General features: G+C 62.1%; 25 protein-coding genes and 1 riboswitch. Of the genes, 11 read left to right on the top strand and 14 right to left on the bottom strand.

The genetic code is table 11. The features are described from left to right. Positions 1-4: 4 nt before the first annotated feature. From KI243_RS30560 to ahcY, 4 genes are all read right to left on the bottom strand, one after another. Positions 5-1861, bottom strand: coding sequence for a DEAD/DEAH box helicase (locus KI243_RS30560; protein WP_017124817.1), 1857 nt, complete (start codon positions 1859-1861; stop codon positions 5-7). 306 nt (positions 1862-2167) lie between these two features. Beyond that, entirely contained in the window at positions 2168-2950 is a 783-nt protein-coding gene (locus KI243_RS30555) for a transporter substrate-binding domain-containing protein (RefSeq protein WP_177087026.1), read from the bottom strand. A gap of 121 nt (positions 2951-3071) precedes the next feature. Continuing rightward, entirely contained in the window at positions 3072-3917 is an 846-nt protein-coding gene (gene metF / locus KI243_RS30550) for a methylenetetrahydrofolate reductase [NAD(P)H] (RefSeq protein ID WP_017124814.1), read from the bottom strand. Between the two features lie 147 nt (positions 3918-4064). After that, positions 4065-5474, bottom strand: coding sequence for an adenosylhomocysteinase (gene ahcY, locus KI243_RS30545; protein ID WP_177087024.1), 1410 nt, complete (start codon positions 5472-5474; stop codon positions 4065-4067). Between the two features lie 21 nt (positions 5475-5495). Continuing rightward, a riboswitch (S-adenosyl-L-homocysteine riboswitch) is annotated at positions 5496-5602 on the bottom strand. Between the two features lie 196 nt (positions 5603-5798). Between ahcY and KI243_RS30540 the strand changes: the two genes are divergently transcribed. Beyond that, positions 5799-6206, top strand: coding sequence for a hotdog domain-containing protein (locus KI243_RS30540; RefSeq protein WP_017124812.1), 408 nt, complete (start codon positions 5799-5801; stop codon positions 6204-6206). 70 nt (positions 6207-6276) lie between these two features. After that, the gene (locus KI243_RS30535) at positions 6277-7182 is read left to right on the top strand and encodes a formate/nitrite transporter family protein (protein ID WP_212810236.1); all 906 of its coding nucleotides are present in this window, start codon (positions 6277-6279) and stop codon (positions 7180-7182) included. Here the strand turns inward: KI243_RS30535 and KI243_RS30530 are convergent. Further along, positions 7133-8302 carry an MFS transporter gene (locus KI243_RS30530; protein WP_212810235.1) on the bottom strand — a complete coding sequence of 390 codons (1170 nt, stop codon included), beginning with the start codon at positions 8300-8302 and terminating at the stop codon, positions 7133-7135. The two genes, KI243_RS30535 and KI243_RS30530, sit on opposite strands and share 50 nt — an antisense overlap. Before the next feature lie 185 nt (positions 8303-8487). Between KI243_RS30530 and KI243_RS30525 the strand changes: the two genes are divergently transcribed. Further along, positions 8488-9324 carry an EamA family transporter gene (locus KI243_RS30525; RefSeq protein ID WP_177087018.1) on the top strand — a complete coding sequence of 279 codons (837 nt, stop codon included), beginning with the start codon at positions 8488-8490 and terminating at the stop codon, positions 9322-9324. Between the two features lie 14 nt (positions 9325-9338). Then, on the top strand, positions 9339-9725 hold the full coding sequence (locus KI243_RS30520; protein WP_017124808.1) for an MAPEG family protein: 387 nt from the start codon (positions 9339-9341) through the stop codon (positions 9723-9725). A gap of 155 nt (positions 9726-9880) precedes the next feature. On the opposite strand, the gene KI243_RS30515 is transcribed toward KI243_RS30520, so the two are convergent. Next, on the bottom strand, positions 9881-11032 hold the full coding sequence (locus KI243_RS30515) for a murein transglycosylase A (protein ID WP_212810234.1): 1152 nt from the start codon (positions 11030-11032) through the stop codon (positions 9881-9883). A gap of 146 nt (positions 11033-11178) precedes the next feature. On the opposite strand from KI243_RS30515, the gene KI243_RS30510 reads away from it, so the two are divergent. Continuing rightward, on the top strand, positions 11179-11628 hold the full coding sequence (locus KI243_RS30510; protein WP_042934790.1) for a cytochrome c: 450 nt from the start codon (positions 11179-11181) through the stop codon (positions 11626-11628). A 40-nt stretch (positions 11629-11668) separates the two neighbouring features. Here the strand turns inward: KI243_RS30510 and KI243_RS30505 are convergent, their stop codons facing one another. The 5 genes from KI243_RS30505 to KI243_RS30485 form a co-directional block, all read right to left on the bottom strand. Beyond that, the gene (locus KI243_RS30505; protein WP_017124805.1) at positions 11669-12064 is read right to left on the bottom strand and encodes a DUF1090 domain-containing protein; all 396 of its coding nucleotides are present in this window, start codon (positions 12062-12064) and stop codon (positions 11669-11671) included. A gap of 99 nt (positions 12065-12163) precedes the next feature. Continuing rightward, positions 12164-13837, bottom strand: coding sequence for an NAD-dependent DNA ligase LigB (gene ligB, locus KI243_RS30500; RefSeq protein ID WP_212810233.1), 1674 nt, complete (start codon positions 13835-13837; stop codon positions 12164-12166). A gap of 98 nt (positions 13838-13935) precedes the next feature. Continuing rightward, positions 13936-14331, bottom strand: coding sequence for a DUF1090 family protein (locus tag KI243_RS30495; RefSeq protein WP_017124803.1), 396 nt, complete (start codon positions 14329-14331; stop codon positions 13936-13938). A 187-nt stretch (positions 14332-14518) separates the two neighbouring features. Further along, on the bottom strand, positions 14519-15709 hold the full coding sequence (gene metK, locus KI243_RS30490; protein ID WP_017124802.1) for a methionine adenosyltransferase: 1191 nt from the start codon (positions 15707-15709) through the stop codon (positions 14519-14521). Between the two features lie 19 nt (positions 15710-15728). Next, complete coding sequence (locus KI243_RS30485; RefSeq protein WP_177056070.1) at positions 15729-16724, bottom strand: metalloregulator ArsR/SmtB family transcription factor; 996 nt, start codon at positions 16722-16724, stop codon at positions 15729-15731. A gap of 274 nt (positions 16725-16998) precedes the next feature. Between KI243_RS30485 and tkt the strand changes: the two genes are divergently transcribed. From tkt to fba, 6 genes are all read left to right on the top strand, one after another. Next, the gene (gene tkt, locus KI243_RS30480; RefSeq protein WP_212810232.1) at positions 16999-18996 is read left to right on the top strand and encodes a transketolase; all 1998 of its coding nucleotides are present in this window, start codon (positions 16999-17001) and stop codon (positions 18994-18996) included. Positions 18997-19364: 368 nt separating this feature from the next. Further along, the gene (gene epd / locus KI243_RS30475; protein WP_042936359.1) at positions 19365-20414 is read left to right on the top strand and encodes an erythrose-4-phosphate dehydrogenase; all 1050 of its coding nucleotides are present in this window, start codon (positions 19365-19367) and stop codon (positions 20412-20414) included. A 17-nt stretch (positions 20415-20431) separates the two neighbouring features. Next, positions 20432-21595: a phosphoglycerate kinase gene (locus KI243_RS30470; RefSeq protein WP_017128306.1), complete on the top strand. Its 1164-nt coding sequence runs from the start codon at positions 20432-20434 to the stop codon at positions 21593-21595. A gap of 32 nt (positions 21596-21627) precedes the next feature. Then, positions 21628-21852: a hypothetical protein gene (locus tag KI243_RS30465; RefSeq protein ID WP_103032708.1), complete on the top strand. Its 225-nt coding sequence runs from the start codon at positions 21628-21630 to the stop codon at positions 21850-21852. A 58-nt stretch (positions 21853-21910) separates the two neighbouring features. Continuing rightward, positions 21911-22249: an MliC family protein gene (locus KI243_RS30460; protein ID WP_177084766.1), complete on the top strand. Its 339-nt coding sequence runs from the start codon at positions 21911-21913 to the stop codon at positions 22247-22249. Positions 22250-22328: 79 nt separating this feature from the next. Beyond that, positions 22329-23393: a class II fructose-bisphosphate aldolase gene (gene fba / locus KI243_RS30455; RefSeq protein ID WP_212810231.1), complete on the top strand. Its 1065-nt coding sequence runs from the start codon at positions 22329-22331 to the stop codon at positions 23391-23393. 62 nt (positions 23394-23455) lie between these two features. On the opposite strand, the gene KI243_RS30450 is transcribed toward fba, so the two are convergent. The 3 genes from KI243_RS30450 to KI243_RS30440 all read right to left on the bottom strand — a co-directional run bounded on the left by KI243_RS30450 (position 23456) and on the right by KI243_RS30440 (position 25301). Further along, positions 23456-23794: a YceK/YidQ family lipoprotein gene (locus KI243_RS30450; RefSeq protein ID WP_017128309.1), complete on the bottom strand. Its 339-nt coding sequence runs from the start codon at positions 23792-23794 to the stop codon at positions 23456-23458. A gap of 151 nt (positions 23795-23945) precedes the next feature. Continuing rightward, on the bottom strand, positions 23946-24470 hold the full coding sequence (locus KI243_RS30445; protein WP_146049157.1) for an RICIN domain-containing protein: 525 nt from the start codon (positions 24468-24470) through the stop codon (positions 23946-23948). 303 nt (positions 24471-24773) lie between these two features. Further along, positions 24774-25301 (bottom strand): RICIN domain-containing protein, encoded by a 528-nt coding sequence (locus KI243_RS30440; RefSeq protein ID WP_017128311.1) that lies wholly within the window; start codon positions 25299-25301, stop codon positions 24774-24776. Positions 25302-25428: the final 127 nt, after the last annotated feature.

The following is a 25428-nucleotide window of genomic DNA, read 5'->3' as shown; positions in this document are numbered from 1 at the left end:
GAACTCAGCGATTGCGTGTCAGCAGCGCCGGTTTCTCGCCGCGAGGGCGGTTCGGCAACTGATCCAGCTGCTCAGGCGTCAGGGCGCGATCGCTCTTGGATTCCTTGTGAATGATCTTCGGGGCCGGGCCGCGCGGGTTCTGCACGGCCGGCTCTTCACGTGGCTGATCATCACGGGATGGACGGCGGTTGCGCGAGTCTTCGCGACGGGCCTGGCCGTCACGTGGAGCACCGTTGCGTGGACCGTTGCGCTTGGCCGGCGGGGTGCCGGTGGTCGCGCCGTTGCTGTTGCGCGGACCATTCTGGCGACCTTGCGACTGACCCGTGCGCGGAGCACCCGCACCCTGGGCCGGGGCACCAGGACGACGACCACGGCCCGGTGCCGGCTTGGCCTGGGGCACGTAGTCGACGCGGTTACCGAAGTTATCCACATCGTCGTCGAGGAACTCGTCCGGAGCACGGTCGGCTGCCGGACGTGGCACTGGACGTTGCTGCTCGCGAGGCGTGCCTTCACGGGGCTTCTGCTCGCGGGCCGGGCGCTCACCGCGAGCGTTGGCCGCCGGTTTTTCCTTGCCGCCCTTGTCCTTGCCCTTGTCCTTGCGACCGCCACCACCACCGCCGCCATTCGGACCGTCGCCGCGCGGGCCACGTGGGTTGCGCGGGTTACGCACATCCGGACGCTCGCGGACTTCCGGTTTCTCGGCTTCCACCGCACTGGCGTCAAAGCCCATCAGGTCGCCGTCGGCGATTTTCTGCTTGGTCATGCGCTCGATGCTTTTCAGCAGTTTTTCTTCGTCCGGCGCGACCAGCGAGATCGCCTCGCCCGAACGACCGGCACGACCGGTACGACCGATACGGTGCACGTAGTCTTCATCGACGTTCGGCAGTTCGAAGTTGACCACATGGGGCAACTGGTCGATATCGAGGCCGCGGGCGGCGATATCGGTGGCGACCAGGATCCGCACGTCGCCGGCCTTGAAGTCGGCCAGGGCCTTGGTGCGGGCGTTCTGGCTCTTGTTGCCGTGGATCGCGACGGCGCTCAGGCCGTGCTTGTCCAGGTACTCGGCCAGGCGGTTGGCGCCATGCTTGGTGCGGGTGAACACCAGGACCTGTTCCCAGGCGCCGGCGGTGATCAGGTGCGCCAGCAGCGAACGCTTGTGGCTGGCCGCGAGGCGGAACACGCGCTGTTCGATACGCTCGACGGTGGTGTTCGGTGGCGTGACTTCGATGCGCTCGGGGTTGTGCAGCAGCTTGCCGGCCAGGTCGGTGATGTCCTTGGAGAAGGTCGCCGAGAACAGCAGGTTCTGCCGTTTGGCCGGCAACCGCGCCAGGACCTTCTTCACGTCATGGACAAAGCCCATGTCGAGCATGCGGTCGGCTTCGTCCAGCACGAGGATTTCCACGTGGGACAGGTCGACGCTGCCCTGGCCACACAGGTCGAGCAGGCGACCCGGGCAGGCAACCAGTACGTCGACACCACGGGACATGGCCTGGACCTGTGGATTCATGCCGACACCGCCGAAGATGCAGGCGCTGACGAACTTCAGGTCGCGGGCATAGAGCTTGAAGCTCTCGTGCACCTGGGCGGCCAGTTCGCGGGTCGGGGTCAGGACCAGCACGCGGGGTTGGCGCGGGCCGTGACGTTGGGACTTGTCCGGGTGACCGTTGGGGAACAACCGCTCCAGAATCGGGAGGGCGAAGCCGCCGGTTTTACCAGTACCTGTCTGTGCCGCGACCATCAGGTCGCGACCTTGCAACACGGCGGGAATGGCCCGCTGTTGCACCGGAGTAGGCTCGGTATAGCCCGCTGCCTCGATGGCGCGGACTAAAGCCTCGGAGAGACCGAGGGAAGCAAAGGACATGAGTAATCCTGTTCAGTTAGGGCATAGCCCGATGGGAATCTTGCCTGGCGCGAATGGCGTTTGGGGGCTGGACGAGAGCGGCCGGCATATCGCACGGCGCTTTTTCGTTCAGTCCTGGAGGACGCAATCCCGTCCGGTCCTGCTGGATCTTGAGGCTCTACGCACGGCGCGCGCGGGCCATTGGGCGGCGCTGGTCACAGTGTCGGAATACCTGATGCAAGGTCGAGCGTCCGGGCGTAAGCCTGGCGGGAACGCCGGAGTATAACAGAGCAATCGACGCGTGCCGCTTTCCTGCTGCTCAACGGTTTACTGCTTTTGCTTTCCCGAGGTCGCCGGCGGTTTTGCCGTCGGGGTGATTCCGCCATAGCGGGCAGCGAGTTCGGCATAGGCCGGCTCGCGCTTGAAGCGCTTGAGTTCGGCGTTGAAGCGCTGCACCAGCAGGTCCATGCCGGCGTTGCGGCGCAGGGCCAGGTACTGGCTGCCCTGGCGGATCACCGTCGGGTACTGGGCAATCCGCTCTTGCAGGTGCAGTTCCTCAAGTATGCGCTGGCCCACCCGGCGGTCGGTGATCAACAGGTCGATGCGGCCCAGGTCCAGTTTGCCGAAATTGGCCTCGTGGGTGGGCGCCGGTTCGCGCCGGAACTGGGGCGAGTCGTTGAATGATTCACCGTAGAAGTAGCCGGGAGAGGTCCCCACGGTCAGTCCCTTGAGGTCGTCGAGGGTGCTGACGGGGTGCGGACGGGCCTTGGCGTAGAAAAGCACGAACTCCACTTCGGAGAGGGGTTCTTCGGGATACAGCAGCGTCGCGTCGCGCTCGCTGTTGTGAAAGATATCCAGGGCGCCATCGGCCTGGCCCTGTTCGAGCATCGCCAGGCAGCGCTTCCAGGGCAGGAACTGCCACTCCACTTCAATGCCCAGGCGCTGGAAGACGATCGCCGTGGTTTCGTAATCGAGTCCCACCGCCCGGCCGTTCTCTTCGTACACGTAGGGCGCCCAGGGTTCTGTGACAATACGCAGCTTTTCACCTCGAGCCGCAAAGCTCAGGCAAGCGAAGAGTACGGCTGTCAGAAGCTGGGCAATGACGGGCATCGTTGGAGATTACGACGAGAACCCGGCCAATGGCTAGATCGGAAAGGCTCTGGCTCAAGGTTTTACCCATAAAAAAAGGTCCTGCTTGCGCGAGGACCCTTGTCGCTGTCCGGGCTGGAAGTCAGCGCGGCAACTTCAGATTGTTCCAGATCGCCAGGCTCGGCTCGGCCTGGTTCAGGGTGTAGAAGTGCAACCCCGGGGCGCCGCCTTGCAGCAGGCGTTCGCACATTTCGCTGATCACCTGTTCGCCGAACGCCTGGATGCTCTGGCTGTCATCGCCGTAGGCTTCCAGTTGCTTGCGGATCCAGCGGGGGATCTCCGCGCCGCAGGCGTCGGAGAAGCGCGCCAGCTTGCTGTAGTTGGTGATCGGCATGATACCCGGCACGATCGGGATATTCACGCCCATCGCCCGTACCCGCTCGACGAAGTAGAAGTAGCTGTCGGCGTTGAAGAAGTACTGGGTGATCGCGCTGTCGGCACCGGCATTGGCCTTGCGCACGAAATGCTGGATGTCGTCTTCGAAATTGCGCGCCTGCGGATGCATTTCCGGGTAGGCGGCGACTTCGATATGGAAATGGGCGCCGGTCTCTTCACGGATGAAGCTGACCAGGTCATTGGCGTGGCGCAGTTCGCCGCTGGCCATGCCCATGCCGGACGGCAGGTCGCCGCGCAGGGCGACGATGCGGTTGATGCCCGCGGCCTTGTACTGGGTCAGCAGGCCGCGCAGGTCGTCCTTGCTGTCGCCGACGCAGGACAGGTGCGGTGCGGCGGGAATCTTCACTTCGCTCTCGAGCTGCAGCACGGTGTTGATCGTGCGGTCGCGGGTCGAGCCACCGGCACCGTAGGTGCAGGAGAAGAAGTCGGGGTTGTGACTGGCCAACTGACGGGCAGTGGCAAGCAGCTTTTCATGCCCAGCGTCGGTCTTGGTCGGGAAAAACTCGAAGCTGTAGCGACGATCTTGAGACATGGTAATACCTATGGAAGCTCAGAATACCGGTGTGGGAGCGGCCTTGCCCGCGATGCAGGCACCTTGCTCGTTCAGCAAGAGCGTGTCGCAGGCAAGCCGGCTTCCACAAAAGCCTGCTCCCACGGGGAGAGCAGGCAACCAGGCCGATCAGTAGCGATAGGCGTGCGGCTTGAACGGGCCTTCGACAGTCACGCCGATGTAGTCGGCCTGGGTCTTGGTCAGTTGGGTGACCACGCCACCGAAGCCGCGGACCATTTCCAGGGCCACTTCTTCGTCGAGTTTCTTCGGCAGTACTTCAACGGTCAGGCGCTCGGCTTTCTGGGCTGGCGACAGGTCGGCGTACTTCTGGCCGAACAGGAAGATCTGGGCCAGGACCTGGTTGGCGAACGAACCGTCCATGATGCGGCTCGGGTGACCGGTGGCGTTGCCCAGGTTCACCAGGCGGCCTTCGGCCAGCAGGATCAGGTAGTCATCGTTCTGTGGATCGAAATCGCCGTGGCCGGTGCGGTGGATCTTGTGCACCTGTGGCTTCACTTCTTCCCATGCCCAGTTCTTGCGCATGAAAGCGGTGTCGATTTCGTTGTCGAAGTGACCGATGTTGCAGACCACGGCGCGCTTCTTCAGGGCCTTGAGCATGTTCGCGTCGCAGACGTTGACGTTGCCGGTGGTGGTCACGATCAGGTCGATCTTGCCCAGCAGGGCCTTGTCGATGCTGGCTTCGGTGCCGTTGTTGATACCGTCGATGAACGGCGAAACCAGTTCGAAGCCGTCCATGCAGGCTTGCATGGCGCAGATCGGATCGACTTCGGAAACCTTGACGATCATGCCTTCCTGACGCAGGGACTGGGCCGAACCCTTGCCCACGTCACCGTAGCCGATGACCAGCGCCTGCTTGCCGGACAGCAGGTGGTCGGTGCCACGCTTGATGGCATCGTTCAGGCTGTGACGGCAGCCGTACTTGTTGTCGTTCTTGCTCTTGGTCACCGAGTCGTTGACATTGATGGCCGGGATCTTCAGTTCGCCCTTGGCCAGCATGTCCAGCAGGCGGTGTACGCCGGTGGTGGTTTCTTCGGTGACGCCGTGGACTTTTTCCAGGACGGCCGGGTATTTCTTGTGCAGCAGCTCGGTCAGGTCACCGCCGTCGTCGAGGATCATGTTGGCATCCCAAGGCGCGCCGTCCTTCAGGATGGTCTGCTCCAGGCACCACTCGTACTCCTGCTCGGTTTCACCTTTCCAGGCGAACACCGGGATACCGGCGGCGGCGATGGCGGCAGCGGCCTGGTCCTGGGTCGAGAAGATGTTGCAGGACGACCAGCGAACTTCGGCGCCCAGGGCAACCAGGGTTTCGATCAGCACGGCGGTCTGGATGGTCATGTGGATGCAGCCGAGGATCTTGGCACCCTTGAGCGGTTGCTCGGCCAGGTACTTGCGACGCAGACCCATCAGGGCCGGCATTTCCGATTCGGCGATGATGGTTTCACGACGGCCCCAGGCAGCCAGGGACATGTCGGCGACTTTGTAGTCGGTGAAATCTGCAGGCGTGTTGACAGCGCTCATGAAGAGCCTCCATTCGTAGTATGCGAATGGGCGCCGTTGTGCGTTTAGTGTCCGTGCAGGTGAACCTGAGCGAACAACGCCCCATCCGAGCCTGACAGGTCGAACCTGCTGCAGCGCCCCTCGGACAGGTGGCGGGAAAACGGTATCAAGAGAAGATGACCGTTTGAAACGGCGGTGATTATAGCGGGCCGGGACCGACTTCCCAAGGGTTTCTGTCGGTTCGATGAAGATTGCTCATGGCGACCATAGCCCGACGCTCATAGAGCTTGACCCTGTGGTCTGCCATGATAGGTGGCATCAATGGCAAGACGGTCAGGAGAACGCATGAATTTCCATACGCGCAAGTGGGTCAAACCCGAAGACCTCAACCCCAACGGCACCCTGTTCGGTGGCAGCCTGCTGCGCTGGATCGACGAGGAAGCGGCGATCTACGCCATCGTCCAGCTGGGCAACCAACGCGTGGTGACCAAGTACATCTCCGAGATCAACTTCGTCAGCGCCTCGCGCCAGGGCGACATCATCGAGCTGGGGATCACCGCGACCGAATTCGGCCGCACTTCCATCACCCTGACCTGTGAAGTGCGCAACAAGATCACCCGCAAAAGCATCCTCACCGTGGAGAAGATGGTCTTCGTCAACCTGGGTGAAGACGGCCTGCCGGCTCCCCACGGGCGTACCGAGATCAAGTACGTGAAAGACCAGTTCAAGGACGACGGGGCCGACGAGAACTGATCGACGGACGTACTGAACAGCCCTGAACCCCCAGTGTCGTAATGACACACACCTCGGGTTCAGGAGCTTCATGGACACGCAAAAAGACGGCAAGACTCCGGACCTGTCCCCGGCGGAACAACAGGATGTCACGCGCAACCAGCCGCCTCGGGCTGCCGTGTTGCACGAGATCATCCGCCTCCAGGGCAACCAGGAACTGGAGCGCAGTGTCGCCGCGCTCTGGTGGTCGGCACTGGCCGCCGGCCTGACCATGGGCCTGTCGCTGATGGCGATGGGATTGCTCAATTCCCGGCTGCCGGATGGCGAGGCCTTCAAGGTGATCGCCAGCTTCGGCTACTGCGCGGGGTTTCTCGCGGTCATCCTGGCCCGCCAGCAGTTATTCACCGAAAACACCCTGACGGCCGTGCTGCCGGTGATGAGCCGGCCGACCCTCGGCAACTTCGGCCGGCTGTTGCGGCTGTGGGGCGTGGTGTTGCTGGGCAACCTCTGCGGCACCCTCCTGGTGGCCTATGTGATGCTGCATCTGCCGATCTTCGACAGCAAGACCGACCTGGCCTTCCTGGAGATCGGTCGCAAGGTGATGGAGAACGAGCCGCCGCAGATGTTCGCCAAGGGCATCGTCTCCGGCTGGATGATCGCCACCATGGTCTGGATGATCCCCTCCATGGAGAGCGCCAAGATGTGGATCATTATCCTGATCACCTACCTGATGGCGCTGGGGGATTTCACCCATATCGTCGTCGGCTCGGCCGAGGTGTCCTACCTGGTCTTCGCCGGCGAGCTGTCCTGGCGCGAATTCTGGCTGCACTTCGCCGGCCCGACGCTGGGCGGCAATATCATTGGCGGCAGCTTTATCTTCGCCTTGATCAGCCATGCGCAGATTCGCAGCGAGAGCGGCGTGCCCAAGGGCCAGGCAGCGCCCGCTCCTAGCCGGAAACGCCCACCGTCTGGATCCGGCGACGCTGCAGGAAAATAAACAGCAGCGCCGCCAGCAGGGTGACGCAACCGCTCAAGGCCCCGGTCCATGGCAGGTCCGCCAGGTCGATCCCGCTGCCGACCACCAGCCCGCCGATCCACGCCCCGCTGGCGTTGCCCAGGTTGAACGCGCTCTGGTTGAGGGTCGAGCCCAGGTTCGGTGCCTCGTGGGCCTGGTCGATGATCAGCAGTTGCAGGATCGGGCACAGGGCAAAGGCGAAGATCCCCCACAGGACCAGGGTAATCGCCGCCGGAATCAGCGAGCGGCTGGTCTGGCTGAATGCCGCGAGCACCAGCACCACCGCCAGGGCCATGCCCACCAGCGAAGGCAGCAGGCGGCTGTCGGCCAGGCGCCCGCCGAGCATGCTACCCGCGGTCAGGCCGACGCCGAACAGCAGCAACATGATCGTCACGCCGTGGGGACTGACGCCGGTGACGTCCTGCAGGATCGGCGCGATATAGGTGAAGACGCTGAACAGGCTGGTCGAGGCCAGCACGCTCATGCCCAGCGCCAGCAAGACGTTGGCCTTGCCCAGCACGCGGAATTCGCTGGCGAGGTTGGCCTTGTCCATGGCGATATGTTTCGGCAGCCAGATCCACTGGGCGATGGCCGCGATCACCCCGATCACCGACACCGCCCAGAACGTCGAGCGCCAGCCGGCGTACTGTCCCAGGGCCGTGCCCAGAGGTACGCCGAGGACGTTGGCCAATGTCAGCCCGGTGAACATCATGGCAATCGCCTGGGCCCGCTTGTTGGGGGCGACCAGCCCGGCCGCCACCACCGAACCGATGCCGAAGAACGCCCCGTGGCACAACGCCGTGACCACCCGTGCCGCCATCAGCGTGGCGTAGTTCGGGGCCAGTGCGCAGAGCACGTTGCCCAGGATGAACATCATCGTCATGCCCAGCAACGTGGCCTTGCGGGGCATGTTGGCGGTGCCGATGGCCAGGATCGGTGCACCGAAAACCACGCCCAGGGCATAGCCGGTGATCAGCAGGCCGGCGTGGGGAATGCTGACGGCGAGGTCGCGGGCGACATCGGGCAGCAGGCCCATGATGACGAACTCGGTGGTGCCGATGCCGAAAGCGGCGACGGCGAGGGCAAGCAAGGCAAGTGGCATGCGCTTTGATCTCGGGCAGTGGGTTCGGGCGTGCGCACACGACTGTCCGGGCCGTGACCGATCGGGCAGAAGCGAATAGTTATTGGAATGGGTTTTTGCGCATTGAGTGCGGCGTGGTGGCTTTAGTATAAACAGCTGTTGAAATATGACGAATCAATTCTCTTCATTCGAACAAGGAGTGTGCCGTGCTGGCGACGGCTCTGGTGCTGGTCGCGGCAGTCCTGCATGCGGCATGGAACACGCTGATCAAGTTCAGCGGCGAACGCCTGCTGGTGGTGGCCTGCATGGACAGCGTGGCGTTGCTGTTCGTCCTGCTGATGCTGGGGTTCGTCACGCTGCCGCCGGCCGGGATCTGGCCCTGGATCATTGCCTCGGCCCTGTTCGAACTGCTTTATCGCTACCTGCTGATCCAGGCGTATCGGGTCGGTGACCTGGGTCTGGTCTATCCGCTGATGCGCGGGCTGTCGCCCCTGGTGGTCCTCGGTTTGACCCTGGTGTTTGCCGGCGAGTCCCTGACCACGCAGCAGATCCTCGGCATCCTGCTGATTCCCTGCGGCATGCTCTGCCTGCTCTGGCAGGGCGGTGGCGGGGATCGCCTGCCCTGGTCGATGTTGCCGGTGGTGTTGCTGATCGGCCTGTGCATCGGTGGCTATACCTTTGTCGATGGTCAGGCACTGCGGCGCTGGCCGCACCCGCTGGACTACCTGGTGTGGATGAGCCTGCTCAGTGCCTGGCCTTACCCGCTGGTGGCGCTGACCCGCCGTCGTGCCGCCTTTGCCCGGTTCTGGCGCGAGCAATGGCGACTGGGCCTGGGCGTCGGGTTCTGTGTGTTGTTCAGTTATGCGCTAGTGTTGTGGGCGATGCAGTTGGGCTCGATTGCCGAGGCGGCGGCGTTGCGCGAAATCAGCGTGATCCTGGTGGTGCTGTTCGGCATGCGCTACCTGAAGGAACCGTTCGGCCGGCCCCGGCTCCTGGCCTGCGGGCTGGTGCTGGCCGGCATGCTCATCATGAAAATCCAATAAGAAGGGACTGTGTTATGACTCCAGCGTTCTGGTGTGTATTGATCGCGATTTTCCTGCCGTACCTGTGCACCGGCATCGCCAAGTTCAGCGGCGGCAAGTTCGGCCCCCGGCAGAACCATGATCCGCGGGCCTTCCTGGAAACCCTCGAAGGTTTTGCCAGGCGGGCGCATGCGGCGCAATTGAACAGTTTCGAAGTGACCCCGGCCTTCGCGGCGGCGGTGATCATTGCGCATATCGCCGGCAATGCCTCGCTGGTGACGATCAATGTGCTGGCGGTGCTGTTCATCACCAGTCGCCTGCTGTACATCATCTGCTACCTGGCGGACTGGGCTGCCTTGCGCTCGCTGGTGTGGTTTGTCGGGATGGCACTGATTGCGAGTTTCTTCTTCGTCTCGATCTGAGAGGCGCGGCCTTCAGGTCATGGGGCGCCTGTTCGATCGTTATCGCGGGCAAGCCGGCTCCTGCACAGGTTTGTGTCGTGCACAAAATCCATGCTCGACGCTGTACTGTAGGAGCCGGCTTGCTGGCGAAGGCGCCAGTTCAGGCACCAGAGCCATCAGCTCCCGATATCGGCTGTCTTGGGCAAGGCCATGCCTTTCGGCCACAACATCCAGATATTGCCCTTCTGCTTCATGTCCCCGGCCAACTGCCCGGCGGCATCGCCGGTGCCCCAGAACAGGTCGGCGCGTACTTCGCCGGCAATGGCTCCGCCGGTGTCCTGGGCGGCCACCGGACGGACCAGGGCGCTGCCATCCGGCCGGGTGGTCGACAGCCACAGCAGGCTACCCAGCGGAATCACCTTGCGGTCCACCGCCACGCTGTAGCCGGCGGTCAGCGGCACGTTCAGCGAACCGCGCGGACCCTCGTTGCTGTCCGGGTTGCGGGCAAAGAACACATAGCTCGGATTGCTGCCCAGCAGCTGCGGGATACGCGTCGGATGGGCCTTGGCCCAGGCGCTGATGCTGCCCATGGTGACGTCTTCCTTCTTCAACTCACCCTGTTCCACCAGCCAGCGGCCGATGGCGCGATAGGGGTAGCCGTTCTGGTCCGCGTAACCGATGCGCAACTGCCGGCCATCATCCAGGCGGATGCGACCGGAACCCTGGATCTGCAGGAACTGCAGGTCCATCGGGTCGGTCAGCCAGGCCAGCACCGGAGCCTTGACGCCCTGGGTGGCGATCAGCGCGGCATCGTCATAGGGCTTGATCACCCGGCCTTCCAGGCGTCCGCGCAGGCGCTTGCCCTTGAGCTCGGGGTAGAGGCTTTCCAGTTGGACGATGATCAGGTCGTCGGGCACGCCGTAGACCGGCACCGTGGCCTTGGCGGTGCGGGTCAGGCTGCCGGGATAGACCGGTTCGTAGTAGCCGGTGATCAGCCCGTCGGCACTGTTTTCGGCGGAGCGTAGCCCGTAGACCTCGAGGTTCTGCTGGAGGAAAGTGCGAATGGCGGCGGGTGTATTCGCGACATTGGCGGCAGTGGAGCAGGTCGCCGCCCAGTTGGCATCGTTCTTCAGCCGGGTACAGGCACTGCGCCAGGAGGCAAAACCGGCCTGCAGGTCGGCATCGGAAACATCCGGCAAGGCCTTCCAGTCCGCCTTGACATAGGTGGTCACCGCCGGTGCAGGTGGTTGGTGGTCCTTGCCATTGCAGCCGGCGAGCAGGGCCAGGGCGAGCATGCTCCAGCCCAGGCGTTTGAAAGTGGTGTTCATCAACAAGCGTATTCCTTGAGTCACTACCCGTTCAGTCTCTGTTCAGGTAGTCCATTCAAATAGTAAGGGTATTGGCCCTTGGGCCTATTGGTCTTTGATGTCGAGGCGAGGATACTGGCCGCCGTCTCCCGTGACCTGAAGCCATCATGACTCTTAAAAGACTTTCCGTTGTATTGCTGGCCTGCCTGGCCCTCGGTGCCTGTGGCGGCATTGACCCGAATTCGCCCCTGGGTCAGCGCAAGGCCATTTTCAAGCAGATGCTCAAGACCAGTGAGGACCTGGGTGGCATGCTGCGTGGGCGCATCCCCTTCGACGGTCCGAAGTTTGCCGAGGGGGCGAGCAAACTTGACGGGTTGTCCCATGAGCCGTGGCAGCATTTCCCGCAGGTCAAGGAATCGGAGCATACCAGTGCCAAGGCCGATGTCTGGCAGAAGCAGGCGCGTTTCCAGGAGCTGGCGCGCTCGCTGGAAGGGGCTACCGGCCAACTGGTGATCGCCAGCCGGGTCCAGCCCTACCAGGCGAGCATCCTCAGGCCGGCAGTGGAGAAAGTCGAAGACGCCTGTGATGCCTGTCATAAAGAGTTTCGCGATCACTGATCGGTAACGGGCGCCGCTGGCCGCAAAGTCCGGTCGCGAATCACTTGTCCAGCTCATCCAGCGCGTCCTGCAGTTCCTTGCGGGACTCGGCCAGCTTGTCCTTGCGTTTGTTGATCTTGTCCGGATCGCCCTTTTTCATTGCCTTGTCGAGGTCGGCCTGGCGACGGCTGACTTCGTGGCGGGCGTCGAGGACCTTGTTTTCCCGCTCCTTTTTCAGCGAGGCGTCGGTGCAATGGGTGGTTACTTCGGCCAGGGCTTTTTCCAGGCCGGCCTGCTGGTCGCTGTTGCCCTGGGCCCTGGCGATTTCCAGCTGGCTGCCGATGGCCTGGCGCTTGGCGGCGCAGCCGGTCAGCTCGGGTTGTTCTTCGGCGGCCAGGAGCGGGGCGGCCATGACGCTGCACAGGGTGAAAAGAGCCAGCGGTGAGAGAAATTTCATGAAAAGCTCCGTGTAGAAAAAAGACTGAAAAAACACACTATGAATAAATAAAGCCAATCCGCCTTTATGACAGGCCCGGATTAGCCGGCAATTATGTCCTCAAAATCCATCGACCCCGGCGGTACTTAATGATTCAGCCAGGGCCATCACCTGCGGGTCGCGGAAGAAAGCGCTCAGTTGCGCGGCCCGCCCGGGCCCGATTCCCGGTTGCGCCTGCCAGTCCTCGGCGGTTCGACTGGCCAGGACCTGCCAGGGGCCGGTCAACCTGACGCCGGCGGTCGCCGGCAGCCCCAGCGCCTTGAGCCAGCGTTCGAAGGGGCGTTGCCGAGCCACCTGGACACTGTCGAGCCATTGTCGGCTGCGGCTCGGACCGAAGCCTGCAATGTTAGCAAGCTCGCGGGCATCGAGGGTCAGCCAATCGAGCAGGGACTGCAAACGACCTGCGTGAATCAGCGTCTCCCAGGTGCCGCGCCCCAGGTGCGGCAGCGCCAGGCCCTGCTTGCCACTCAGCCAGATCAGGCGAGCGAGGAACTGGCTTTCGCAGCCCGGGCTGTTTTGCCAGCAGCTCGCGGCATGGAAAGCATCCGGGTCGGGGACGTCCAGCGGCTCTCGCTCGATGCTGCGCCAGGCCACGCCTTCCAGGCGCGGGATGGTCAGGCCCGCCAGGCTGATGGTCACCTGGTCGCCGGGACGGATATCCAGTGCCTGCCAACGTTGCAGGGAGCCGACGCTGATCCGCCTGATCTGTCGATCATCCAGCCGCACAGGGATCAGATCGAGCATCGGCGTGATCCGTCCGGTGCGGCCGACCTTGAAACTGACCTTGCGCACATGGGCCAATGCCCGGGCATGCGGGTATTTCCAGGCGACGCTCCAATGGGGCGGCCGGGCTTGCCAGCGTCGCGCGTCGGGTCGCTGGCTCTGGCGCAGCACCACGCCATCGCTGGCAAAGGGCAGCGGCTGGCGAAACCAGTACTCGCGCCAGTCCCGGGCCTGGGCAAAGTGGCTGATCGGTCGGCTGTAGGTTTCGCTGTCGGTGAAGCCGAGGGCGCTCAGGCCGCGCAGGCGTTCGAGCTGGGTGGACGGTCCGTCGGGCCAGTCCCAGACAAACAGGCCGATACCTTCCGCTTCATCGGCGCTCAACTGGTGTCGTGCCATCAGTCCCGCGACCTTGCCGCGGGCATTCAGGCTGCCGTTTTCGGCTTGTACATGGTTGACCAGGCGCCAATACAGTTCGCCCTGCAGCACCAGGTCCAGGGGCTGTGGCAGTTGCGCCGGGATGGCGGCGATCCTGCGGGCACTGTCGGTCCAGTCCTGGCCCTTGAGTCCATCGCCACGGCTGATGGCCTGGTGCAGCCGGCCTTGTCGATAAACCAGGGTCACGGCCACGCCGTCGACCTTGGGCTGAATCCACAGGTCCTGGCGGCCCTGCATCCACTCCCGTACCGCCTGGTCGTCCGGCAGCTTGTCCAGTCCGGTATGGGCCGTCGGGTGGGCAACGGTTCCGCGGGCCTTGAGCAACGGGTTGTCCGCCTGCCCGGGTGGCAGGGCGAAACATCGGCGCCACTGGGCCAGGGTCTGGCGGGATTGATCGTAGAGTTCGTCGGCCACTGGCGAAATGCCCTGGCGATGGTAGAGCTCGTCCCAGCGCGCCAGTTGCTGTTGCAGGGCGTCGGCCTCGCGTCGGGCGCGTTCCGCCGGCCAATCCGGGCATTGGCCGGCATAGGCGTTGAAACACCAGACAAGAACTGCCCAACCAGTGAAGACACGCATGCCGGAGCATCCTTGCTCGACTTAAAAACACAGCCTAGATCAGTCCGGGCATAAAAAAGCCCCGCCGCAGGCGAGGCTTTTTTACCGCGTGTGTCGCCTTACTTGAACAGGCCGCCGAGCGCCTTGATGCCGGCATCAACCGCCTGGGCCTTGGGGTCCTGGGCCGCTGTCGGGGTCTGTGCGACCGGCTGCGGCGCCGCGGCTACCTGGCCATTGAGCTGCGTGCAGCTCTTGGAAGCATGGTCCATCGCCAGTTGCAGGCCGCTGGCCTTGAGGCTGTCGCCCTTGGCCTTGGCGGTGTTGATCTGTGTCTGCAGGTCCTGGATCTGTTTGGTGCAGCCGCCGGAGTTGGCGGTGGTGCCCGCTGCGGGCGTTGTCGCGCCGCCGGTCAGTTGCGATGCCAGGTCGCCAAGCGCACTCAGGTCGGCGGCTTGTACGGGAAGAGTGAACAGACCCAGCAGAATCGCGGCGGGCGCGAAGACGGAAGTACGCATGGCAAACCTCAATGTTCGATTGCCGACGGCCAAGGGGCTCTCGAACAGGCGTCGCGCAATATCCAAGTAGGGGAAAAGGTCCGAGAACGCGAAATATTAGGAAACATGATCGGCTCGTGCAAGATTTTGCACCCATGAAAAAGCCCTCCCTGGCGGACCAGGGAGGGCTTTTGTGACGCAGGCGACATTACAGGCCGGCAGCAGCTCGCAGAGCCTCTACACGATCGGTCTTTTCCCAGGTGAAGGTGGTGAAGGTGTCGTTGCCGACGGTCTTCTGCTGCGGGGTACGACCGAAGTGGCCGTAGGCCGCGGTTTCCTGGTACATCGGGTGCAGCAGGTCGAGCATGGTGGTGATGGCGTATGGGCGCAGGTCGAAGATCTCGCGGACCAGCTTGATGATCTTGTCATCGCTGATCTTGCCGGTGCCGAAGGTGTTCAACGAAATCGAGGTCGGTTGCGCGACGCCGATGGCGTAGGAGACCTGGATTTCGCAGCGGTCGGCGAGGCCGGCGGCAACGATGTTCTTGGCCACGTAGCGACCGGCGTAGGCCGCGGAACGGTCGACTTTCGATGGGTCCTTGCCGGAGAACGCGCCGCCGCCGTGACGGGCCATGCCGCCGTAGCTGTCGACGATGATCTTGCGACCGGTCAGGCCGCAGTCGCCCACCGGGCCACCGATGATGAAGTTGCCGGTTGGGTTGATATGGAACTGGGTGTCCTTGGTCAGCAGTTCGGCCGGGATGACGTGCTTGACGATCAGCTCCATCACGCCTTCGCGCAGATCGCTGTAGGAGACGTCAGGGTTGTGCTGGGTCGACAGGACGATAGCGTCGACACCAACCACCTTGCCGCCTTCGTAACGGCAGGTCACTTGCGACTTGGCGTCCGGACGCAGCCACGGCAACACGCCGGATTTGCGGGCTTCGGCCTGGCGCTGCACCAGTTGGTGCGAGAACGCGATCGGAGCAGGCATCAGTTCCGCGGTTTCGTTGCTGGCGTAGCCGAACATCAGGCCCTGGTCACCGGCGCCCTGGTCTTCCGGCTTGCTGCGGTCAACGCCCTGGGCGATGTCCACGGACTGCTTGCCGATGATATTCATCACACCGCAGGTGGCGCCGTCGAAACCGACGTCGGAGCTGTTGTAGCCGATGTCGAGGATCACGTTACGCACGATGTCTTCGAGGTCGACCCAGGCCGAAGTGGTCACTTCGCCAGCGATGATGGCAACACCGGTTTTCACCAGGGTTTCGCACGCGACGCGGGCGAACTTGTCTTCGGCGATGATGGCGTCCAGCACCGCGTCGGAGATCTGGTCGGCGATTTTGTCCGGATGCCCTTCAGACACGGACTCGGAGGTGAAAACGGAATATTCGCTCATATCGATGGTTTTCCTGAGTTTACCGATGTTGAGTGGCACCAGCCGGTCGCTGAAAGTGGCGAACCTGGATCTGGAAACCATTACGTAAGCCTACATAGAGGCTGTCCCCGGGCATGAGCCCCGCAGCAGTGGCCCAACGGGCCAGATCTTCCTGTTCGAACCCCAACCAAAGATCACCGCAGGCCTCCCTGGCCCAACTCTGGTTGTGGCTGCACAACTCTGTTACCAGCAGACTGCCGCCCGGTCGCAGCAGGGCGGCCATCTGCTTGAGGGCCTCGGCCGGCGCGGCGAAATGGTGCAGGACCATGTTCAGGACCACGCAGTCGGCCTGGATACTGTCGTCCAGCAATGCATCGGCCAGCTGCAGGCTGACATTAGCCAGTGATTCGCGTTCGCACAGCTGGCGCGCCAGCTCGAGCATCGCCGGGCTGTTGTCCAGTGCCGTGACCCGCTGGAAGCGCCGCGCCAGGTCTGGCAGGAAGCCACCGTCGCCGGGGCCGACTTCCAGCGCCGTGGCTTCGGGGCCGAAGCCGAGCTTGTCGAGCAGCGCCAGGATGCTTTCGCGGTACTGCGGCAAGCCGGCGATCAGATCCTGCTGGGCCCGAAACTTTTCCGCGACCCGCGAGAAGAAGTCCTGGCTGGCGGCCGCGCGTTGGCCGTGTACCAGGGCGATGCGCGCTTGCACGTCGGCCGGCAGCTCAAGGCTGTCGACTTCATCGAGCAGGGCGGCATGCAGCTTGCCGCCGGGCAATTCGGTGTGGGGCAGGGCGCGACGGTAGAAAATCGCGTTGCCTTCACGACGGGTGGCCACCAGGTCGGCCTGGGCCAGCACCTTCAGGTGATGGCTCATGCCGGACTGGCCGATGGCGAAGATCTGCGCCAGCTCCAGCACCCCGAACGAATCATTGGCCAGGGCCCGCAATACATTGAGACGCAACGGGTCGCCGCCGGCCTTGCACAGGGCGGACAGTTCGTCGCAATCATCAGGACGCAGGGCAGGTGCACGTAGATTCATAAGGCCAGCAGTCTAGATGACGGTCGCGGCGCCTCGCAAGATCAATATCAAAAAGTTTTGATATTGCACGATAAATGGCACTTTCCCGTGCGCCTTTGTCTCTACAGACGAAGCGCGGAAAGGTTTCACCCGTGCAATGCGCAACTATCGGCAGGAAAAACGTGGTCGAGCGACTATCTGTCATTGCCCCCTGGCGGTGCCTGAGGGAAAATGCTCGCCTTTTTTCCGTTTCGTTTTATTTACTTTCAATTGAACATCCTCCAGGAGATCAGCGATGCCCAGCCGTCGTGAGCGTGCCAACGCCATTCGTGCCCTCAGCATGGATGCCGTGCAAAAAGCCAACAGCGGCCATCCGGGTGCCCCGATGGGCATGGCGGATATCGCCGAGGTGCTTTGGCGCGATTATCTGAAGCACAACCCGAGCAACCCGTCCTTCGCCGACCGTGACCGCTTCGTCCTGTCCAACGGCCATGGCTCGATGCTGATCTACTCGTTGCTGCACCTGACCGGCTACGACCTGTCCATCGACGACCTGAAGAACTTCCGCCAGCTGCACAGCCGCACTCCGGGCCACCCGGAATACGGCTACACCCCGGGCGTGGAAACCACCACCGGTCCGCTCGGCCAGGGCCTGGCCAACGCCGTTGGCTTCGCGTTGGCGGAAAAGGTGCTGGGCGCGCAGTTCAACCGTCCCGGCCACAACATCGTCGACCACCACACCTACGTGTTCCTCGGTGATGGCTGCATGATGGAAGGCATTTCCCATGAAGTCGCCTCCCTGGCCGGCACCCTGGGCCTGGGCAAGCTGATCGCCTTCTACGATGACAACGGCATCTCCATCGACGGCGAAGTCGAAGGCTGGTTCACCGACGATACGCCGAAGCGTTTCGAGTCCTACAACTGGCAGGTGATCCGCAACGTCGACGGTCACGATCCGGAAGAGATCAAGACCGCCATCGAGACGGCGCGCAAGAGCGAGCAGCCGACCCTGATCTGCTGCAAGACCACCATCGGCTTCGGCTCGCCGAACAAGCAAGGCAAGGAAGACTGCCACGGCGCCCCGCTGGGTGACGCGGAGATCGCCCTGACCCGCGCGGCGCTGAAGTGGAACCACGGCCCGTTCGAAATCCCCGCCGACATCTATGCCGAGTGGGATGCCCGGGAAGCCGGCCGCGCGGTCGAAGCCGAGTGGGACCAGCGTTTCGCGGCCTACTCCGCGGCCTTCCCGAGCGAAGCCAACGAGCTGGTGCGTCGCCTGAGCGGCGAGCTGCCGGCCGACTTCTCGGAAAAAGCCTCGGCCTACATCGCCGAAGTCGCGGCCAAGGGCGAAACCATCGCCAGCCGCAAGGCCAGCCAGAACACCCTGAATGCCTTCGGCCCACTGCTGCCGGAGTTCCTCGGCGGTTCGGCCGACCTGGCCGGTTCCAACCTGACCCTGTGGAAAGGTTGCAAGGGCGTCAGCGCCGAAGATGCCAGCGGCAACTACATGTACTACGGCGTGCGTGAATTCGGCATGACCGCGATCATGAACGGCGTCACCCTGCACGGTGGCCTGCTGCCTTACGGCGCGACCTTCCTGATGTTCATGGAATACGCCCGCAACGCGGTACGCATGTCGGCGCTGATGAAGAAGCGGGTGATCCATGTCTACACCCACGACTCCATCGGCCTGGGCGAAGACGGTCCGACCCACCAGCCGATCGAGCAACTGGCGAGCCTGCGTTGCACGCCGAACCTCGACACCTGGCGTCCGGCCGACGCGGTGGAATCCGCCGTGGCCTGGAAGCACGCAATCGAGCGCAAGGACGGTCCTTCGGCGCTGATCTTCTCGCGGCAGAACCTGCAGCACCAAGCACGTGATGCGGCGCAGATCGACAACATCAGCCGTGGCGGTTACGTGCTGAAGGATTGCGCGGGCGAGCCGGAACTGATCCTGATCGCCACCGGCTCGGAAGTCGGCCTGGCGGTGCAGGCGTACGACAAGCTGAGCGAGCAGGGGCGCCAGGTTCGCGTGGTGTCGATGCCTTGCACCAGCCTCTTTGATGCCCAGGACGCGAGCTACAAGCAGGCGGTGTTGCCGCTGCAGGTGGGCGCGCGTATCGCCATCGAGGCCGCGCATGCGGACTACTGGTACAAGTACGTGGGCCTGGAAGGCCGCGTGATCGGCATGACCACCTACGGTGAGTCGGCGCCTGCGTCCGCGCTGTTCGAAGAGTTCGGCTTCACCCTGGAGAACATCCTGGGTCAGGCTGAGGAACTGCTGGAAGACTGAGTTCGAGAGTGACTGCGCTTGCTCCGGCCTCTTCGCGGGCAAGCCCGCTCCCACGGTTCTGATGTCGTGCCATGGATTCCTGGTCGGACACGGATATTGTAGGAGTGAGCAAGCCTGCTCCCACGGGTTCGAGTCGTGCCACGGATTCCTGGTCGGACACGGATATTGTAGGAGGGGGCAAGCCCGCTCCCACGGGTTCGGTGTCGTGCCACGGATTCCTGGCCAGGCACGGATACTGTGGGAGCGGGCTTGCCCGCGAAGGCGTCCGGTCGGGCGGCACAGTCATTTCAGCTTTACCCGCGAGCCCGTTTCCACAAAACCCATGCCTCGGCAGGGTTGCCTGATACCCAAGCTTCGGCGAGATCCCCATGCCCCAACCGCGTCCCTACAGAGTTGCACTCAACGGCTACGGCCGGATCGGTCGTTGTGTCCTGCGTGCATTGTTCGAGCGGGGCGCGCAGGCCGGATTTGAGATCGTTGCATTGAACGACCTGGCCGACCTGGCCAGCCTCGAGTACCTGACACGTTTCGACTCCACCCACGGCCGGTTCCCCGGCGAAGTGCGGGTCGAGGACGATTGTCTGCATATCAATGGCCATTGCGTGAAAGTCCTGCGCAGTGCCACTCCCGAAGAGATCGACTGGGCCGCGCTGGACGTCGACCTGGTGCTGGAGTGTTCCGGCGCCTACCACACCCGCGAGGATGGCGAGCGCTTCCTCGCCGCCGGCGCGCCTCGGGTGCTGTTTTCCCAGCCGATGGCCAGCGAGACCGATGTCGACGCCACCATCGTCTATGGTGTCAACCAGGATTGCCTGACCGGCGACGAGTTGCTGGTGTCCAACGCCTCCTGCACCACCAACTGCGGTGTACCGCTGCTGCGCCTGCTGGACCAGGCCATCGGCCTGGAGTACGTGTCCATCACCACCATTCATTCGGCGATGAACGACCAGCCGGTGATCGATGCCTACCACGCCGAAGACCTGCGCCGCACGCGCTCGGCGTTCCAGTCGGTGATCCCGGTGTCCACCGGTCTCGCGCGGGGTATCGAACGCCTGCTGCCGGAACTTGCCGGACGAATCCAGGCCAAAGCGGTACGGGTGCCGACGGTGAACGTGTCTTGCCTGGATATCACCCTGCAGACTGTCAGCGACACCGATGCGACTGAGGTCAACCGGATCCTGCGCGAGGCTGCCACCAGCGGTCCGCTCAAGGGCCTGCTGGCCTACACCGAGTTGCCCCACGCCAGCTGTGATTTCAACCATGACCCCCATTCGGCGATTGTCGATGCGAGTCAGACCCGCGTTTCCGGCCCGAGGCTGGTGAACGTGCTGGCCTGGTTCGACAACGAATGGGGCTTTGCCAACCGAATGATCGACGTTGCAGGGCATTACCTGAACGTGGTTCACCAAAAACCGTAAACCAGAGATTGCGACCCATGACCGTGTTGAAGATGACCGACCTCGATCTGCAAGGTAAGCGCGTACTGATCCGCGAAGACCTCAACGTCCCCGTCAAGGACGGTGTTGTCACCAGCGATGCGCGTATCCTGGCCTCGCTGCCGACCATCAAGCTGGCCCTGGAAAAAGGCGCGGCAGTCATGATCTGCTCGCACCTGGGCCGTCCGACCGAAGGCGAGTTCTCGGCCGAGAACAGCCTCAAGCCGGTCGCCGACTACCTGAGCAAGGCCCTGGGCCGTGACGTGCCGCTGGTGGCCGATTACCTGGACGGTGTCGAGGTCAAGGCCGGCGACATCGTGCTGTTCGAGAACGTGCGCTTCAACAAGGGCGAGAAAAAGAACGCCGACGAGCTGGCGCAGAAATATGCGGCGCTCTGCGACGTGTTCGTGATGGACGCCTTCGGTACCGCGCACCGTGCCGAGGGTTCGACCCACGGCGTGGCCCGGTTTGCCAAGGTCGCCGCGGCCGGCCCGCTGCTGGCCGCCGAACTTGATGCGCTGGGCAAGGCCCTGGGCGCGCCGGCCAAGCCGATGGCCGCCATCGTCGCCGGCTCCAAGGTTTCGACCAAACTCGATGTGCTGAACAGCCTGAGCCAGATCTGCGACCTGCTGATCGTGGGCGGCGGCATCGCCAACACCTTCCTGGCCGCTGCCGGTCATCCGGTGGGCAAGTCGCTCTACGAGCCTGACCTGCTGGATACTGCCCGCGCCATCGCCGCTAAGGTCAACGTGCCGCTGCCGGTCGACGTGGTCGTTGCCAAGGAATTCGCCGAAAGCGCAGCCGCCACCGTCAAGCTGATCGCCGATGTGGCGGCCGACGACATGATCCTGGATATCGGTCCGCAGACCGCGGCGAATTTCGCCGAACTGCTGAAGTCGTCCCAGACCATCCTGTGGAACGGTCCGGTGGGCGTTTTCGAATTCGATCAGTTCGGCAACGGCACCAAGGTGCTGGCCCAGGCCATTGCCGAAAGCGCGGCATTCTCCATTGCCGGTGGTGGCGACACCCTGGCGGCCATCGACAAATATGGTGTTGCTTCGGATATCTCCTACATTTCTACCGGTGGCGGTGCGTTCCTCGAATTCGTCGAGGGCAAGGTCCTGCCTGCCGTGGAAGTGCTGGAAACCCGCGCCAAGGCCTGAGGTGGCATTGGCCTTTGAAAGGGAGTTTTCATATGGTCAGGCCATTGATGTTGCTGATCCTGGCGGGCGTGCTGGGCGGTTGTGCCGGCAAGCCCGGGGCCGGGGCGACGAGCGAGGCCGCTCCGGCGGCCGGCAAGGGTTGCGATCAGGCCGACTGGCAGGCGGAAACCGCACCGGTGCTGAACAAGCGCCTGGGGCCGGACGGACTGGAAAAATACGACACATCGTCCGGGACCCGGGAACAGGGTTGTCCTTGACGGGTCAGATTCACTACAGGCAGTACTGGCGGCCAGGGCCGTCAGTCGAGGAACCGGCATGAAAGGCTTTATCGCCCTTGCTTCACTGGCTCTGCTCGGCGGTTGCGCCGGCTTCAACCTGTCCTCGTCGACGTCGTCGGCGGACAACTGGACCCGTTGGGTCTGTGACAGCCAGGCCGAGGTGCTCTGGCGTTATGCCGACAGCGCGCAGCAGTCGGTCGACGTGCGCCTTGGCGGCGCGGACCAGGTGTATCGCCTGAAACCCGAAGTCGGCGCCGTCGACAGCGGCGTGCTGTATAGCGACAACATGTTGGCGTTTCACAAAAAAGGTGATGAAGGCCTGGTTTACTGGGTCGCCACCAACGATTTGATCGGTCGGGCCTGCAAGGCGCCCTGATCGGTAATAACTTGAATAGCAGCCGCCGCTCCGGCAGGCTTGCACGATTAACGACCCTCGTCCGGGAGAGACACACACAATGGCACTTATCAGCATGCGCCAGATGCTGGACCACGCAGCCGAATACGGCTACGGCGTTCCAGCTTTCAACGTCAACAACCTTGAGCAGATGCGCGCCATCATGGAAGCCGCTGACAAGACTGACTCCCCGGTGATCGTCCAGGCTTCGGCCGGTGCCCGCAAATACGCTGGCGCACCGTTCCTGCGGCACCTGATCCTGGCCGCGATCGAAGAGTTTCCGCATATCCCGGTGTGCATGCACCAGGACCACGGCACCAGCCCGGACGTCTGCCAGCGCTCCATCCAGCTGGGTTTCAGCTCGGTGATGATGGACGGCTCCCTCGGCGAAGACGGCAAGACCCCGACCGACTACGAGTACAACGTCCGCGTTACCCAACAGACCGTGGCCATGGCCCACGCCTGTGGCGTTTCGGTTGAAGGCGAGCTGGGTTGCCTGGGGTCGCTGGAAACCGGCATGGCCGGTGAAGAAGACGGCATCGGCGCCGAAGGCGTGCTCGACCACAGCCAGATGCTGACCGATCCTGAAGAGGCCGCGGACTTCGTCAAGAAGACCCAGGTCGACGCCCTGGCCATCGCCATCGGCACCAGCCACGGCGCCTACAAGTTCACCAAGCCGCCTACCGGTGACGTGCTGGCGATCGACCGTGTCAAGGAAATCCACAAGCGCATCCCCAACACCCACCTGGTGATGCACGGTTCGTCTTCGGTGCCGCAGGAGTGGCTGGCGATCATCAACCAGTACGGCGGCGACATCAAGGAAACCTATGGCGTGCCGGTCGAGGAAATCGTCGAGGGCATCAAGCACGGCGTGCGCAAGGTCAACATCGACACCGACCTGCGCCTGGCGTCCACCGGTGCCATGCGTCGCCTGATGGCCACCAACCCGAGCGAGTTCGACCCGCGCAAGTTCTTCGGTGCCACCGTGACCGCCATGCGTGACGTGTGCATCGCCCGTTACGAGGCTTTCGGCACCGCCGGCAACGCTTCGAAGATCAAGCCGATCTCCCTGGAAGCGATGTTCCAGCGTTACCTGAAAGGTGAGTTGAACGCCAAGGTCAACTGAGACCGTCCGTGTTGAAAAAAAACCGCCGAAAGGCGGTTTTTTCATGGGCGTTCAACCGCTTCTCAGGGGAGATCGATACTGCCATCCCTGCTCTGTCGGTAAAGGGTATAGGGCAGCGCCAGGGTATCCAGAATGCCGGAAGGTATGAGGTCCACGAACTGGAACGGCGTAAGGGCCGGTGCGTCGGGAGCCTGCTCCACCACCTGGGATGGACCATGCAGCACGCACAGGTTGTAAAACACTCCGCTGTAAACACGGGGAACGGCAGCACAATGGGTGTTCCATTCCTTGAGATTGCGGCGGGTGACATCATCACCGCGAAAGACGGTATTGATCGTTCCGCAACCCGAGAGCGACAGTCCCAGGGTGGCTGCGAGCAATGCGTGGCGGGTGCTTGTCATCCATGGCTCCATTAGCAGGGGCCGGTAGTCTAATGGAGGGTTTTATGCGCCTGGTAAGCAATATTTATGTACAGGTGTTGCCGATCCTGTGCGGGTTGCGGTTGTCCTGGCTCATCACACCGCCCATGCAGTCTACGGTAACTTTGAAGTTTTATAACTTTACCAATATGAATTTTTGATTCATCCTTCCGGAATAAGAACATTCGATAATATTGGTATTATCCTCAGTGCTGTGATCTTGCACGCATGCTAGATTTCTAGTGTACTTATTTTCCAGGTAAAAAAGATCAATTCCACCTTCATTGCCTGCGTATTTGAAACGCCATAAGTGGCCTGGTCTTGAGCTGCTGGCTGGAATCGTTGAAGCAAAGATTTCACCGTTTTTGGCCTCGAGTGCCCGGAAGTATCCTTGGTTTAAAAGCACGTACGAAAGTTCTTCTGATGTATTAGAGACTTTCCACTTCGATTCGGGGTAATCCTGGTCTCGAGATAGATGGACGTTTTGCGATCCCTCGTTGTCTTCGACTGAAGAGACTTGAAATAATTTCGGGGATGATGAAGGCAGAGCCGTGTAGATTTTATAGATGCCTGGTTCGATTCTTACCACCGGACCTGGGGTGCTCCGGGGTTTTTTTTCAGAGGAATCGCTCTGATGAGGCGTCGATTTATCTTTCATGAGTATTGTCCTTGGCCGTTGCGCAGTGGAGTTAGGATGCCTGCTGGGTAAAGAGGCTTTCCCATAAGGTAGCTTGCAGGCCTGAACTCCAGAAAATAATTTATCTCATGGTTCGCTATCGAATATATTGCTCAGGTTATGCAGGCCGGCCTTTTGTTACAAATTGCAGGTTTGCAGGTGGTCTTTTATGGTTCTGTTTTAATTGGCTCGTAGAGTGAATTGGTTGTAGTGGTGTAATTGTCTTTGTATATAGGTTGAAGATAGATGGTAAAATTTTCCGTGTTTATGAAAACTTTGGATTTTTCATAATTTGACCAGTATGAATTTTTGGCTTGTCGCTCCGAAATAAGGACTTTCAATAATATTGGTTCTGTCTTCCGTGCTGTGATCTTTCACGGTTGCAAAATTCCTGGTGAGTTTGTTTTCCAGGTAGAAAAGATCAATGCCGGTTTCTTTGCCAGCGTCCCTGAAATACCAGGCTATGCTTGATTTTCCATCGATGTCTGGCCGCGGGACAGTGAGGACATTGCCGTCGTGGGCTCGCAGTATTGCGTGGATGCCCTGGTTAGATATATGGTATTCCCGCTCGTGGTGCTGGGTTGAAAAAATTTCCCACTTTGAATCGCCTTCGTAAGTGTCATGAAATAAATATACGTTGTGAGATCGGTCACTGTTTTCGATTGGAGAGACGGAAACCAGTTTCTGAGGCAATGAAAGCAGAGCTGTATAGATTTTATAGACGCCAGGTTCGATTCTTCGCGCCGGGCCTGGGGCGCTTTGGGCGTTTTGTTTAGAGGGTTCGCCCTGCTGAGCTGTGGATTTCTCTTTCATGATTATTTCCTTGAACGTTTCAATGGGCATGTGATACCCACTGAATGGAACGTGTTCCGAAGGGCACCGTGCAGGCCCGAACTTCAGGAAAAATCCTCTCATGGTCCGCTATCGAGGATGTTGGTCA

It is taken from the genome of Pseudomonas sp. Ost2 (genome assembly GCF_018326065.1).
Lineage (GTDB): Bacteria > Pseudomonadota > Gammaproteobacteria > Pseudomonadales > Pseudomonadaceae > Aquipseudomonas > Aquipseudomonas gingeri.
The sequence above is the reverse complement of the archived record's forward strand: the minus strand, read 5'-3'. Positions and strand labels throughout refer to the sequence as shown.